General features: G+C 68.4%; 16 protein-coding genes. 6 read left to right on the top strand and 10 right to left on the bottom strand.

Translation table 11 applies throughout. From position 1 onward, the window contains the following. Nucleotides 1-20: 20 nt before the first annotated feature. Nucleotides 21-467, bottom strand: coding sequence for a hypothetical protein (locus ACWIHT_RS45045; RefSeq protein WP_456174471.1), 447 nt, complete (start codon nt 465-467; stop codon nt 21-23). A 182-nt stretch (nt 468-649) separates the two neighbouring features. On the opposite strand from ACWIHT_RS45045, the gene ACWIHT_RS45040 reads away from it, so the two are divergent. The 3 genes from ACWIHT_RS45040 (at nt 650) to ACWIHT_RS45030 (ending at nt 2,714) form a co-directional block, all read left to right on the top strand. Beyond that, entirely contained in the window at nt 650-931 is a 282-nt protein-coding gene (locus ACWIHT_RS45040; RefSeq protein WP_456174470.1) for a hypothetical protein, read from the top strand. Further along, a complete protein-coding gene (locus tag ACWIHT_RS45035) occupies nt 928-1,260 on the top strand; it encodes a hypothetical protein (protein ID WP_456174469.1) in 333 nt (110 codons plus the stop codon). Before ACWIHT_RS45040 ends, ACWIHT_RS45035 begins: the two co-directional genes overlap by 4 nt. Nucleotides 1,261-1,550: 290 nt before the next feature. Continuing rightward, a complete protein-coding gene (locus ACWIHT_RS45030) occupies nt 1,551-2,714 on the top strand; it encodes an IS30 family transposase (RefSeq protein ID WP_456174501.1) in 1,164 nt (387 codons plus the stop codon). A 73-nt stretch (nt 2,715-2,787) separates the two neighbouring features. Here the strand turns inward: ACWIHT_RS45030 and ACWIHT_RS45025 are convergent, their stop codons facing one another. After that, entirely contained in the window at nt 2,788-3,795 is a 1,008-nt protein-coding gene (locus tag ACWIHT_RS45025; RefSeq protein WP_456174468.1) for a zeta toxin family protein, read from the bottom strand. Then, the gene (locus tag ACWIHT_RS45020) at nt 3,792-4,079 is read right to left on the bottom strand and encodes a hypothetical protein (protein WP_456174467.1); all 288 of its coding nucleotides are present in this window, start codon (nt 4,077-4,079) and stop codon (nt 3,792-3,794) included. The genes ACWIHT_RS45025 and ACWIHT_RS45020 overlap by 4 nt, the downstream gene beginning before the upstream one ends. Before the next feature lie 121 nt (nt 4,080-4,200). On the opposite strand from ACWIHT_RS45020, the gene ACWIHT_RS45015 reads away from it, so the two are divergent. Continuing rightward, a complete protein-coding gene (locus ACWIHT_RS45015) occupies nt 4,201-4,392 on the top strand; it encodes a DUF397 domain-containing protein (protein WP_456174466.1) in 192 nt (63 codons plus the stop codon). 126 nt (nt 4,393-4,518) lie between these two features. Here the strand turns inward: ACWIHT_RS45015 and ACWIHT_RS45010 are convergent, their stop codons facing one another. The 6 genes from ACWIHT_RS45010 to ACWIHT_RS44985 all read right to left on the bottom strand — a co-directional run bounded on the left by ACWIHT_RS45010 (nt 4,519) and on the right by ACWIHT_RS44985 (nt 7,947). Next, entirely contained in the window at nt 4,519-5,256 is a 738-nt protein-coding gene (locus ACWIHT_RS45010; RefSeq protein WP_456174465.1) for an SAM-dependent methyltransferase, read from the bottom strand. After that, complete coding sequence (locus ACWIHT_RS45005) at nt 5,253-6,041, bottom strand: hypothetical protein (RefSeq protein WP_456174464.1); 789 nt, start codon at nt 6,039-6,041, stop codon at nt 5,253-5,255. Before ACWIHT_RS45005 ends, ACWIHT_RS45010 begins: the two co-directional genes overlap by 4 nt. Nucleotides 6,042-6,153: 112 nt before the next feature. Next, nucleotides 6,154-6,495: a hypothetical protein gene (locus ACWIHT_RS45000; RefSeq protein WP_456174463.1), complete on the bottom strand. Its 342-nt coding sequence runs from the start codon at nt 6,493-6,495 to the stop codon at nt 6,154-6,156. A gap of 104 nt (nt 6,496-6,599) precedes the next feature. After that, a complete protein-coding gene (locus tag ACWIHT_RS44995; protein WP_456174462.1) occupies nt 6,600-7,058 on the bottom strand; it encodes a hypothetical protein in 459 nt (152 codons plus the stop codon). Next, nucleotides 7,055-7,444 carry a hypothetical protein gene (locus ACWIHT_RS44990; RefSeq protein ID WP_456174461.1) on the bottom strand — a complete coding sequence of 130 codons (390 nt, stop codon included), beginning with the start codon at nt 7,442-7,444 and terminating at the stop codon, nt 7,055-7,057. The genes ACWIHT_RS44995 and ACWIHT_RS44990 overlap by 4 nt, the downstream gene beginning before the upstream one ends. Then, nucleotides 7,438-7,947 carry an ATP-binding protein gene (locus ACWIHT_RS44985; RefSeq protein ID WP_456174460.1) on the bottom strand — a complete coding sequence of 170 codons (510 nt, stop codon included), beginning with the start codon at nt 7,945-7,947 and terminating at the stop codon, nt 7,438-7,440. Before ACWIHT_RS44985 ends, ACWIHT_RS44990 begins: the two co-directional genes overlap by 7 nt. Nucleotides 7,948-8,320: 373 nt before the next feature. On the opposite strand from ACWIHT_RS44985, the gene ACWIHT_RS44980 reads away from it, so the two are divergent. Both ACWIHT_RS44980 and ACWIHT_RS44975 read left to right on the top strand, forming a co-directional pair. Further along, the gene (locus ACWIHT_RS44980; RefSeq protein WP_456174459.1) at nt 8,321-9,187 is read left to right on the top strand and encodes a helix-turn-helix domain-containing protein; all 867 of its coding nucleotides are present in this window, start codon (nt 8,321-8,323) and stop codon (nt 9,185-9,187) included. After that, nucleotides 9,184-9,411, top strand: a complete 228-nt coding sequence (locus tag ACWIHT_RS44975) for a DUF397 domain-containing protein (RefSeq protein WP_456174458.1) — start codon at nt 9,184-9,186, stop codon at nt 9,409-9,411. The genes ACWIHT_RS44980 and ACWIHT_RS44975 overlap by 4 nt, the downstream gene beginning before the upstream one ends. A gap of 543 nt (nt 9,412-9,954) precedes the next feature. On the opposite strand, the gene ACWIHT_RS44970 is transcribed toward ACWIHT_RS44975, so the two are convergent. Continuing rightward, complete coding sequence (locus tag ACWIHT_RS44970) at nt 9,955-12,078, bottom strand: hypothetical protein (RefSeq protein ID WP_456174457.1); 2,124 nt, start codon at nt 12,076-12,078, stop codon at nt 9,955-9,957. Nucleotides 12,079-12,329 lie beyond the last annotated feature (251 nt).

The raw sequence follows: 12,329 nt of genomic DNA, 5'->3' as shown, positions 1-12,329 counted from the left end.
CAAACTGGCGGGATGGTCGGTCATAGCGACACGACGAGGGTCAAGACTGCCCCGATGAGCGCGATGCCCAGATGCAGTGACGTCCACAGCACGTACAGCCGTACCCGGTACATCGCGCGGTGCGTGCGCTGGTGGTCGGTCCGGGCAGTCCGCCGGTCTTCTTCGAGTCCGAGGTCGGGGTAGAGGGCATCAAGGCGCCGGCGCATCAGTTTCGCCTCGCGCATGTGCAGCGCGAACCGCTCGCGGTATTTGGCACTGCTGAGCGCGCCGTACAGCCCCAGGACCGTCAGCCCCGTGGTGACGGGCAGGTTCCCCGAGTCCGTGATGCCCTGCCGCACCACGAACCCGACCGCGGCAGCGGCCACGATCAGGACGATATTCGTCATGGCGGCCCGCTGGTTCTCCGACTGGCGGGCCTGATCACGCTGCTCGCGCCAGAACTGCAACAGCACATCGTGCTCAGTCATCGCTTCTCCTCCCCCAGATGCAGTGCATTCGTTCCGAGACGAACGCCCTTCCTGAGGAGATACCCGGTGCCTGGCCCGCACGCCCGCACGTCGACCAGGACAGGCACCCGGGCCGTACGGAGTGCCTGCCGCTGCCGAGTCGTCCCGCGTAGTCTGATAACGCACCGAACCCGGAGGCCCACATGTCCGCTGCACCCCTCGACCACTCCCCGGGGTCGATCGACCGGCCCCGCACGGTCGGCGCGATCCGCCGCGCGCTCCCGCCGGAACTGCGCGACCGCTTCCAGGGGGCCCTGGACGATGCCGCCCCCGAGGACCTGTTCGCGCTGGTCGCGCTGTGGGGGGCCGTCGCACAGACGACCGACGACGCAGGCGCGGACGCGGCGGCCGACGCCGTCCGGGCCGGAACCGCGGCCACACACGAGATCGGCGACGTTTTCCTCGCGCTGGCCGGGACCCTGTGAGCCGCAGCTATCGGGTGGTCTTCACGGACGCTGCCCGGGAGGCCCTGCTGGAGCTGGACGGCGCGGAGCGGCTGACAGCCATCGCCCCCGGCGCCCTGTCGCGGGATGCCCTGCGCGCTCTGCTCGCCGGCACCACTCTGGGCACCCTGCTGGAGGACCTTGAGACGCTGACGGCCGACCCCTACGGCGGGCCGACCCTGGCGCGTACGGCGGGCGCGGAGGACGACCGTACCGGCCTGCTCGGTGCGCTGGCGGTCACCTACATGGTCAGCCCCGCGGAACCGCCCGTGATCACGGTGACCACCATTCGCCCCCCAAAGGGCCTGTAGCAGCGTCCGGCACGCCGTTGCCCCGTCCGCAAGGCCGGTTCTACTGATCCTCGCAACACCCTGGAGTTCAGGGAGTTGCGGGGATCGTGGATTTTGAGGTGCTGAAGGCGGGGTTCTTCGAGGCACTGGACCGGGAGAAGGGCAGCGTCACCGCTGCCGCTCGCGCAGTCGGGGTGAACCGCAACACGGCGTTCACATGGGCACGTAAGGCCGGTGTCCGCGGTCGCGGCAAGCCTGGCACGTCCGGGCATCCCGGCCGGGCGGAGTACGAGCGGCTCCGTGCGGCCGGAGTGCGACGCCGTGATGCCGCCGCGCAGGCCGGCGTCCACGAGCGCACCGCCCACGACTGGGACCGCGGCATCCGGCAGATCGGCCATTCGCGACTGCGCTCTGACGGCCACTTGATCATCTATAAGACCGGTGTGACCATCATCAGGCCGTCCCTCGCGGCAGTCGACGCGCCGCTGCATCCCCGGTTCCTGAGCGTGACCGAGCGGGAGACGATCGCTGACATGCACCGGGCCGGGCACTCGCTGCGGGCGATCGGACGGGCTCTGGGGCGGCCGGCGTCCACGGTCAAGCGGGAGATCGACGCGCGGTCGGCCGACGGGCTCTACCGCCCGCACCGGGCCCAGCGGGCCTGGGCCGAGAGCCGGGCACGGCCCAGGGCCTCCAAGCTCGCTGCGGACGGGCCGCTGCGTCGATACGTTGAGGACAGGCTGCGCGAACGCTGGTCCCCTGAGCAGATCAGTCACGCTGTGGTCATCGAGTTCCCCGACGACGAGAGCATGCGGGTGAGTCCGGAGACGATCTACCAGGCCATCTACGTCCAGGCCCGGGGCGGCCTGCGCCGCCAGGTCGCGGACGCGTTGCGCACCGGTCGCACCCGCCGCAATCCCCACCGCAGCCCCGAGCAACGAACGTCCCGGTTCGTCGACGAGATGGTGATGATCTCCGAGCGGCCACCGGAGGTCGAGGACCGGGCGGTTCCCGGCCACTGGGAAGGAGATCTGATCGTCGGCCCCCGCAGCGACAGCGCGATCGTGACCCTGGTCGAGCGCTCCACCCGCTACGTCCTGCTCGGACATCTGCCCGGCGGACACACCGCCGAGGAGGTCCGCGACGTGCTGGTGCCGCTGGTCCAGACCCTGCCTGAGCACCTGCGCGGCTCGCTGACCTGGGACCAGGGCTGCGAGATGGCCGCCCACAAGCAGTTCACCGTGGCCACGGGAGTGCCGGTCTACTTCTGCGATCCGCACTCCCCATGGCAACGCGGGTCGAACGAGAACACCAACGGCCTGCTGCGGCAGTACTTCCCGAAAGGCACCGACCTGTCCACGCACACTCCCGCAGACCTCGAACACGTCGCCCAGCAGCTCAACGGCCGGCCACGCAAAACACTCGGCTGGAAAACCCCAGCCGAGCGTCTGCGTGATCTACTGACGGCCGCGTAAACCATCAGGTGTTGCGAGGACTGCGAGAATCCGCCCAACCGGGCGGGGCAACGGCGTTCGACGGCCGGACCGGCTACCGGCTACGGCCCGGACTTCTGTCCTGGCCGTCCGTGTGCGTCGGCCTCGGTCTGTCCGCTGCCGTGGACGGCGAGGCTGAAAGGCTCGTGTCCTGGGCAACGGTGGTTGACCTGCTCACAGCGGCGTTCGCGACGCTCTGCCGCTGTCCCGTACCGCCGAGCATGGGGGCGGCCAGGCGGTCGACGCTCGCCAGTCGCTCGGCCCATTCGGCGCCGGTCAGGGTGGGCCGGATCTCGTCGCGGCGGCGCGTGAAGTCTGCGCGTGTCTCGCGGTCCCATGGGCGCGAGCGGTGGTCCTCGACGGCCTGCCGGATGTCGACGGGCGGGGCCCATGTGCCGTCCGGCTGGCGTCTGGTGCTGAGGACGATGCCTGTCCGGTCGGAGACGTGCAGCGCCTCCACCCGGTTCTCGCGCTGGGCCTGAGCCATGATCAGCGGTGTGTTCTCGTAGATGCGCTGTTGCAGCTCCAGGGGCACCGCGAACGAGTAGTCGATGCCGTCGGCCAAGGCCTGGTGGTGCCGGTGCAGGACACCGAGTTGGGATCGGGCCGGGTGAACCGCCATGTAGGCGGCCTCGGGCCGGTAGCCGACGGCCGTGAACTCGGCGATGCGGCCGAACGTCGCGTTGGGGTCCGTGTACGGGCCCACGAGGATCGTGTCCCGCCGCAGGTCCCGCAGCTCTTCCAGGGTCATCCGCACAAGTTCTGTGTAGTCCTGCCCGGTCCGCTGGTAGGCCTCCATGACGCCATGGTCCCGAGCGATCGGCTCGAACTGGGGGTGCACCCGGAGGATGTCGTCACCCTCGAAGCGAAAGGCCTGGGGCATGTCGAGTTGTTGCGCGATGAGCGGCAGGGCGGATGTCTTCCCGCTGCCCTGCGAGCCGCCGAGGATGAGCACTCGCGGTTCATCGTGCGCCGGTCCGGCCAGGGTCGGGCGTATGTCGGCGTCGAAGATCTCGCGCAACTGGTCATCACTCAGCAGACGAGGGGGGCGTTCGTCAGTCACTCGGCGTCCTCCCGCACCGCGACGAGCAGAACGGGGAACCCTGCGATGATCTCGCGCACCCGGTCCCGGTCCCGCGGGTCGAGTGTCTGCTGTTCGGCCAGCAGAGGGGCCCGGCGCCCGCGCAGTTCGGCGGCCTGCTCGGCGTCGGCTGCGCCGATCCGGGCGCTGTACGCGGCAATGACAGCGGACAGTAGTTGCCGGGCACGCTCGTAAGAGTTGAGATCGTCCAAGCTGGGCACGTCGTCCACCGGTTCCGTGCCGGACGAGTTCATGATTTCTGGCATGCCCCGACCTTCTCACTTCACCAAGTCATCCAAGGTGGACGGTAGTTGCTCCTAGACTTGGCGCACTTGAGACGCGCGTGCGGCCGGCAAGCGGACGCATCGCACAACGGGAGGCTTCCAAGTGGAAAACGGGCTGCCGCTCACCGGATGGCGCAAGAGTTCGCGCTGTGGTGAGTACGACAACGCGTGTGTGGAGGTAGCTCGTCGCCGCGGTGGCGTTGCGGTACGGGACTCCAAGGAACTCACCCGTACTCCGTTGGCTGTGGGTCCCCACGCCTGGACTGCGTTCGTCAACTCGACCCGGCAGAGCTGAAGGCTTGCGCGGGCGCGATCCGTCAGGTGAAGCGTCCATTACGAAAGACAAGCGCCCGCCCGGGGAGAACACTGGGCGGGCGCCCTGCGGGCTCTTTCCCGCAGGTCTAGGGGATACCTCGGCGTCCTATGGCTGGCCGGTGACGATCAGCGCGGTTGCGAGCTGGGGATCATCAGTGTCCGTACAGATCAGCCCTGAACTCAGCTTGGGATGAAGGCACTTGACCTCTTTGGGGGTACGCAGTCGTCCCCAGATTCCGGGGGCGGCCCGGTGTATGACCCTGCCGATCCGGTCGGCCCGCTCGGCATCCGCGCACACCGACGTTGTGACGACAAGGACGCTCCCGGGCGCGAGGGCTGACAGGTCGCTCAGGAGCCGGGCGGCGGCCTCGTCGGTGAGGTGTTCCAGCAGACCGGAGGCGAGCACCACGACCGGCTCGCCCGTCACGTTGAAATGACTCTGCACGACGGGGTGGTCAAGTAGACCCGGCCCGCCCGGGTCGACGTCGATCATGCGCACCCCAGGGGCCTCCTCCATCATCATCTGTCCGTGGGCGAGCACCATCGGATCGGCCGCGCAGTACACGATCCGGGCCAGGGGCTGACGCCGCATGAGAATCCGGTGCCAGTGGGGGCGCCAGGACGGCAGTCCGCAGCGCAGGTCGAGAAGCTGGTGGGCGCCGTCGCGGGCGAGCTGGTGCAAGGTGCCCCGCACGAACTCGTGGGCGGCGATGGCCCGTTCAGCGGCGGTGGGGTCGACCCGCAGCAACATGTCAGCGGCCTGCCGGTCGGCGGGGTAGTTGTCGTAGCCCCCTATCAAGTAGTTCTCGATACGGGCGCTCGTGGGCCGGGTGGCATCGATCATCGGGTGCCCCCGGCATCGGCACCCTGCGTGATGTCCGGAATCGCCGGGCCGCCGCACCGAACCAGCGCTTTGGGGGCCCTGAGCGGCGCGTGAACAACATCGGCGAGTGCTTGCAGCGGGTTAAGACCCACGCCCGTGCGGCGCATGACCTGTTGTTGCCACTCGACAGGCAGTTTGGACAGGAGACTGCACATGGTGCCGATCGTCCGGGGCGGCGTCACCTGCGGGTCCTCACCGGCGTCGGCTCGCTCCTCGGCGTCGGACAGAACGGTCTCCAGCCGGGTGCCGGTGTCCGGCTCGGGGGCCGGCGGGACGAACTCGGGCAGCGCGCTCAGCAATCGGTTCGTCGTCGTCTGGGGCGGAGTGAGCCGCATCAGCACTGCCGTCTGCCACTGCGTGGTGAGCTGCTGGTAGCGGGTGAGGTGGGCAGCGGCCTGGGTGACGGCGCGGGCCCGGTCGGAGGGCGCGGGGCACTGTCCGGGCTCGGCGAGAGCGGCGAAGTGCGCGGACTCGCTCAGGATTGGAGCGATACGGGGGCCGCCGTCCGTCTTCAGGGCGGCCGGACCGTACCGGGCGAGCGTGTCGCCCATGAGCGCCAGTGTGCACAGGTCGGCCCGGTCGAGCGGGCTCAGCAACAACCACCGTCCGGCCAGGGCGCGGTAGAGGTGCGCGGGCACGTCCTGGGCCGCGTCGAGTACGGCGGCAGCGGGGTGCTGCTCCCACGCACTCAGGATGCGCATGGCCTCCCAGGCGTCCCGCATCGGGTCGGCGGCGGCGGTGTCCATGACGGTCTCCAGTTGATCGGCAAGAGAGGGCTGTGCCCCCGCCCGACCAGAGAAGGGGAGCCGGGCGGGGGGCACGTCGCAGGCCTGCGACAGGGGGGCGCGGGCCTGCGGTCTAAAGGCCGTAGCGTGAGACAAGGAACGGCCGTCTGACCGTCCAGCCCTCGCCCAGTACGGCCAAGTCGGCGCAGAGACAGCGAGACGGCCCGGCCGCGCCTTCGGGTCCGGGCGTGCTGCGCAGGACGGCGGCGGCAGTGAAGGCGTCGATGGCGTCCACCGGGTGGGAACGGCAGGCCAGAGAGACCGCGTGAACGGTCACCTGACCTTCAGCGAGCACAGCAACAACGGCGATACGGTCACCGCCATACGACTGGATCGCCTCGGCGACCAAGGTTCGGGTTCGCGTGGTCAGTAGCTCGGCGGCCTCCTCGGGCACAGCCCACGCGGCGAGCGTCACGCCCACATTCCACGCCGCGCGATGTGGTGCGTCGGGGTCTGCCGTGGCGTAGTGGCGCGTGGCCCGCTGCTGGGCAGGCGCAGGCGTGCGCTGCATCGTAGGCATCACCGCGGCTGGCCGTGATGGGTGCTCCCGCCGTACTCGGCGGTCTGAGGGTCGCGCGAACTGACCGTCAGAATCACGTGCCACTCCCACATGCCATCGACCGACCCGGGCACCTTGGCCAGGTTCACGGCCTGAATCTCCAGTGTGGGGGCTTCTTTCGCCAGGTCGGCGGCGGCTTGCAGCGCGTCAGCCGCTGTATCGCCCGCGCATACGAGCACGGTGTGTGCGCTCACCGTGATGTCACTCGCCGGGTTGAGTGCCGAGACGACCTGTACCGCTGATCCGGCCGCCTGGATCGTCCGCACCAAGTCACCGGCGAATGGGGGCGTCGGCTGTCGGGTCTTCTCGACGGCCGCCCCCGACTGCCCGCCGGGGAGGGCGGGCAGGTTCCCATGCCCGTGGCTGGGCAACTGGCCGCTCTGGTCATCCATGGGGTTCCTCGTGGTGGTCTCGGTCATGTCCTGGATCCCTGCTCGTGCTCCTGGTGCTGGTCGACGGCTGACGACGGCAGCACGCGAACGGTGTGTATGCCGTCAACCGTCTCGACCTTCACGCCGTACCCGCGTCCCGTCTCCAGCGCGGCTACGGCCTCGGCGTAGACCGGTGCAAAGCCCTCCGCGAGCGGAGCAACGGCGGCCGGGTCCAACAACCACGTGGCGATGCCGTACATGCGTCCGAGCAACCAGCACGCGGCTGCATGGGGGACCCCGGTCAAGTACTCGTTGGCCAGCAAGATCGGATCGTCACGGCCGTGTGCGGTGATCGCGTGCTCACAGCGGTACCGGTGGACCGCCAGGCCTCTCCCCCGGGCCAGTTCTCGGGGCTTTTCCGGGCACATCAGCACGTCCGTTCCTCCCCCTGAGCGGGCAGACGCACGGCGGCGTACACCGCGTTGATGCCACGGTGGGCGTACTGGCCCCACTCGTCGGCCAGGGCCTCGATCAAGGCGAGCCCGCGGCCCCCCTCTTCGTCGGGGTCGGCCGTGTGAGAGGCAAGCGGCTGGTACCGCCCGCTGTCCAGAACGGTGATGACCACTCGGCCCGCCGTGATGGTGACGATCAACCTGAACGACCGTCCGGGGGAGTGCCGCACGGCGTTGGTGGCCAACTCCGAGACGATGTGCTCAACGGTTGCGATCTGGTCCCCGGGCACTCCCCACTTGGCAAGGTGCCCGCTGGTGTAGTGGCGGGCGGTGGCCGGGGACCTCAGGGACTCCGCAGAAAACGAGGCTGCCTGACGGCGGCCCGCGTCGCCGCAACGATCGGCGGCATGTGCCGTATCTGGGCCGTTCCCCTGGGGAGGAACCACAGACAGGCCACTGTGGTGGTCGCGGGGGTGGTGCGTCATGCCCGGCCTCCTCGGCGGCGCTGAGGGACCAACGGCAAGGCCGCCGGGACTTGCACGACGGCGGACGCAGGCGGCACCGCGGCTAAGACAGTGCTGACCAGGTTCGTTCCGGTGATCTTGTGTCCTGTCAGCGGCATGGGCGCACTCCAGTCCCACGCGTGGCGCCCTGCTCAGGGACTGCTACAGCGCGTGTCTATGGGACTCTAGAGTCTCCCATAGAATTCCATGGCGCAATACTATGACGGAATTCCATGGACATGCTCGGCTGCTAGCGAGAGGGCAAACCACCATGTCCGCACGCCCCCAGCCCAATAGGGCAGACTGGTCGCAGGCAATTCCACGACTAGGACGGCGGAGGGGAAGGCGACAGAGGATGACCACGGACGGCCCCACTACGCTGCGCAAGCGCCTTGGCGCCGACCTGCGGAAGCTGCGCGAGCGAGCCGACATGGACCAGAGCCAAGCGGCCACGCACCTCGACTGCGCGGTGTCCAAGATCAGCAGGATTGAGCAAGGGCACGGAAAGTCGGTCGTACGGGAGCGCGACGTACTTGATCTCCTTGAGCTGTACGGCGTGACCGATATGGACGTGCGTAAGCAGATGCTGGAGATCCGTCGCCTGGCCTCCTCCCCCGGCTGGTGGGAGCAGAGCGACGTCGAGAGGGCTCTTCCTGTCGGCCTCGGCCCGTACGTTGGTCTTGAGGCTGATGCCCGCAAGGTGCAGACGTGGGAGTCCACGTACGTTCCGGGGCTGCTGCAAATCACGGAGTACGCACGCGCGGTTCTGTCCAGCGGGGGTGACCGTTCGGCAAAGGAAGTGGACCACCTGGTGGCAGTCCGCGAGAAGCGGCAACACCGCCTGAACGACGCTGGGTTCGAGCTTTGGGCCGTCGTGGATGAATCGGCGTTGCGCCGGCCAGTAGGCGGGCCGGAAGTCATGCGCGAACAGATCGATCACCTCAGGGCCACCTCTGACCGGGCGAATGTCACTGTCCAGATCATTCCGATTTCCAAGGGCGCTCATCCCGGTATGCGGGGGTCCTTCACGCTACTGGAGTTCGGCGCGGGTGACCCGAAAATCGCCTACGTGGACGGCATGGGCGGGAATCTCCTTATGGAGAAGGAAGCGCAGGTTAGACCACTCGCTCAGGTCTTCGACCGCTTGATGGCGGTCGCACTAGATCCCACGGAGTCCGCGGCACTCCTGTCACATCTCGCCGCCAAGGAGCCGACCCCATGAACACGCCAACTCCGCCTCGTGTAGACGTCACGGGGCTGCAATGGATAAAGGCGCGAGCCAGCAGCGACAACGGCGCCTGCGTGGAACTCGCCTCCGCCCCGGACGGATGGGTGGCCCTGCGCGACAGTAAGGATCCCGAGGGCGGCATCTTGATGTTCACCCGGGAGGAAATCGCCGCGTTCGTCTCTGGCGCGGGCGCCGGGGAATTCGACCATCTGACCTGACACAGCCTGAAACGCGATGGAGGGGCCGACTCGGAAGAGTCGGCCCCTCATGGCTTCTCACCCTCCTAGAACCGGGCCAATTCTGGCGTGCACACGCTAATCCGGTGATCTCGACACCCTGCGGTCAGCACACGAGAGGGGGCACCCGTGCGGGACACTGTTGAGATAAGCCCTGGCCCTAGCTTGACGCCGGTCTTGGCCACTTGGTTTCAGTGGTCAAGACCGGCGTTCTGTATGTGTATGAGGGGTTCGGGGGTTCGGTGTCGTTGAAGGCGGTGGGTCTTGGGGCGATCCCGGCGGAGACCGTGCGGGTCGCGCGGGCCGTGTGTCCGCAGGGCTCGTTGGCGATGAGGCTGCGGGACGAGTTCGGCGAGGTGTTCTCCGGGGAGGGGCTGGCCTCGCTGTATCTGGACCGGGGACGTCCGGTGATCCCGCCGGGGATGCTGGCGCTGGTGACGGTGCTGCAGTTCGCCGCCCGAGGACGGCCCCTTCAGCGTGCTCGGCTCTGCTCGCTTCTCGGTAGAGACTGCTCGGCCGCGGCGGTCAGCTCGCCATTGCGTGCTCGGCCTCCGCGGGATGACGCTCGGCTGTCCTCTGCGGCCAGAGACCGATCGTCGTGGCGTGCTCGGCTTCACTCGGCTTACTGTGTTCGCCTGCTCGGTTCAACCGGTCCTGCGCTCGCTTGATCGTCTCTGCAGCGATCACCTTCGGGTGGAGTGCTCGGAAGTTCACCAGCCAGTCACGCGCACGGGACTCCGTGACGCCGCCGATTGTGGCGAGACTGGCCGCGCTCGGCTCGCCCTCTCCGTGGCCCGCTCGGTGGCGGCGGAACTCCATCCAGGCACGTTCCTTGCCCTCGCTCTTCGGGAACAGTGACTGCCCGGGAAGCGGGAGCGCCACGGGCTCCTCATCCTCAGCCTCGACGTAGGCGGCCACCTGGCTGGCCGTAGCCGCTAGAGCAGCCCGCGCCTCGCGTTCCAGGACCAGAATGTTCCACGCCTCGTTCGCAGCCTCTACTTCGGCTTTCGCCGCCGCCTCGCGCCGCTCCTCGGCCTCCCGTACCGCTTCAGCCTTGATCAGGTACTGCTGTTCCGCCTGCTCCACAGCGAGACTGAGGCCGGTTAGGCTCTGCTCTGCAGCCCGGATTGACTCGGCGAGATCCTCCAACTTCCCCTCACGGGCGCGTTGGTCGTCCGTCACCCGCACGGTACGGTCCCGGAGTTCGGCGAGCTTCTGCCCTTCTTCCTGGCGCTGCCGCTGGGCACGGTCGGCCGCCTCCTGAGCGTTGGCGAGTTCCTCCCGAGCAGCCTCCGTACGCTCCTGCAAACCGGTGACCTCCCCCCGAGCGGCGGCCGCGTCCTCCCGAGCGCGCTCGGCGTCGTCCCGGGCTGCCTCGGCCTCCTGCTGAGCAATAGCCGCGCGTTCCTTCGCCGCGAGTGCCTGACTGCGAGCCTGCTCGGCCTCGTCCTCGATGGTGGCGAGCGTCTGCCGAGCGGCCTCGGTCTTCGCGGTCTCTGTTTCCGAGCGGCGACGGGCCTCCACGGCCTGCTGGTCGGCTTCCTTCCGAGCGGCCTCGCTCGTCTTCCGAGCGTGCTCGATCTCCAGCAGAGCGGCACGAGCGGCAGCGGTGCGCTCCTCGATGCTCACCAGTTCGTGGGTCTCAGCGACGTCGAGCCGGTCGAGGAGGGAGAGCGTGCCGTCCCGGTCTGTCCAATCGTGGTCGGCAAGATGCGCGTCCGATGAAAGCCATGCCATCTGGCGCACGAACGAAAGTTTCTGTGCGTCGTCGTCGGCGATGCCAGCCACAATGCGGGCCTCCAGGGCACGGGCGCCGAGCCGTTTGGCGGTCTTCCGGGCCTTCTTGCCCGCTCGGCCTGGTTGCACCTGGTCCTTGCGGGCTTTGCCGTGCTGGTAGGTGAGTTCGGCGGCCCGCCGCACCTGGGCCCGGCGGGCGCCGGCCGAACTGCTCGCGGTCACGTCAAGGCCGAACTGGGCGAAGATCCATCCCCAGGATTTCGCCCACAGCATGGTCAGCAGGCGGATCGGTCCCGGCTGGGCGTCCTCGTCCTCCTGGTCACCGCGGTTGTCAGCGAGGATCTGCCGCAGGCGCGAGTCGATCAGGATGGCTGCGACGATCGGCAGCGCGCCCATGGCAACCTTGGCCTGCCACGTGTGCGCCTCGGCCACCTGCGCGGCCGATGACAACAGCGCGAGCCCCCACGCCAGTCGGTGAGCGTGTCGCATGGCTGGGGTGAGCTTCTTGGCGCCTACCCGGACACCCAGATACAAGCCGAGGAACAGCCCGAACTCGGTGCCGTCGAGGACGGCGACGAACGTGAACTGCAGGTACCAGGGCAGTTCGGCCTGATCCTTGGCGAAGTGGAACAAGCCCCACATGCTCGCGGTCATGCCCATGAATCCGCCGAGCATGGCCCACTGGTCGACCAGCTTCTGAAGCCCCGGCCGCTGAACTGCGGTCTGCCCGGCATTCTCCAGTTGGCGGCGCCGGGCGAGACGGCTACGGACACGGTTCCGCCACAGGGCCCGCCCCACCCGACTAAGGGCCACGTAGGCGGCAGCGACGACGGCCAGGGCAACGCAGCAGAGCACCACGGCGACCAACCACCCCGGCACTTCGCTCAGCTTCCGAGTGATCTCGTTCCTCATCGACCCTCCCCCGCGACGTGGGTAGTCACCGGTCGTGTGGTGTCGTTTCTGCCCTGGTGAGCCTTAATCTGGTGGCGCATGGGGAGTTCTCTTTCTCCTCGTTCGGTAGGCCCCGGGGACGCGCTTCTTGGAGGTTGGGCGTTCTCGGGGTCAGCTGTTTTCCCAGTTCAGACGTACTAGCGCGCAAGCTCGCTTTCTAGCTAGCTCGCAAGCTCTCTTGCTAGGTATCTAGCTCGCGCGCTATGTAGCGT

Source organism: Streptomyces sp. NPDC002276 (assembly GCF_053891435.1).
Note: the sequence above shows the minus strand (reverse complement) of the source record. Positions and strands in the feature narration are given on the sequence as shown.

What these genes read in the sequence shown, in the direction of transcription:
- ACWIHT_RS45045 (WP_456174471.1), bottom strand. Translation starts at nt 467, where the DNA reads ATGACTGAGCACGATGTGCTGTTGCAGTTCTGGCGCGAGCAGCGTGAT.
- ACWIHT_RS45040 (WP_456174470.1), top strand. Translation starts at nt 650, where the DNA reads ATGTCCGCTGCACCCCTCGACCACTCCCCGGGGTCGATCGACCGGCCC.
- ACWIHT_RS45020 (WP_456174467.1), bottom strand. Translation starts at nt 4,079, where the DNA reads ATGCCAGAAATCATGAACTCGTCCGGCACGGAACCGGTGGACGACGTG.
- ACWIHT_RS45010 (WP_456174465.1), bottom strand. Translation starts at nt 5,256, where the DNA reads ATGATCGATGCCACCCGGCCCACGAGCGCCCGTATCGAGAACTACTTG.
- ACWIHT_RS45005 (WP_456174464.1), bottom strand. Translation starts at nt 6,041, where the DNA reads ATGGACACCGCCGCCGCCGACCCGATGCGGGACGCCTGGGAGGCCATG.
- ACWIHT_RS44995 (WP_456174462.1), bottom strand. Translation starts at nt 7,058, where the DNA reads ATGACCGAGACCACCACGAGGAACCCCATGGATGACCAGAGCGGCCAG.
- ACWIHT_RS44985 (WP_456174460.1), bottom strand. Translation starts at nt 7,947, where the DNA reads ATGACGCACCACCCCCGCGACCACCACAGTGGCCTGTCTGTGGTTCCT.
- ACWIHT_RS44980 (WP_456174459.1), top strand. Translation starts at nt 8,321, where the DNA reads ATGACCACGGACGGCCCCACTACGCTGCGCAAGCGCCTTGGCGCCGAC.
- ACWIHT_RS44975 (WP_456174458.1), top strand. Translation starts at nt 9,184, where the DNA reads ATGAACACGCCAACTCCGCCTCGTGTAGACGTCACGGGGCTGCAATGG.
- ACWIHT_RS44970 (WP_456174457.1), bottom strand. Translation starts at nt 12,078, where the DNA reads ATGAGGAACGAGATCACTCGGAAGCTGAGCGAAGTGCCGGGGTGGTTG.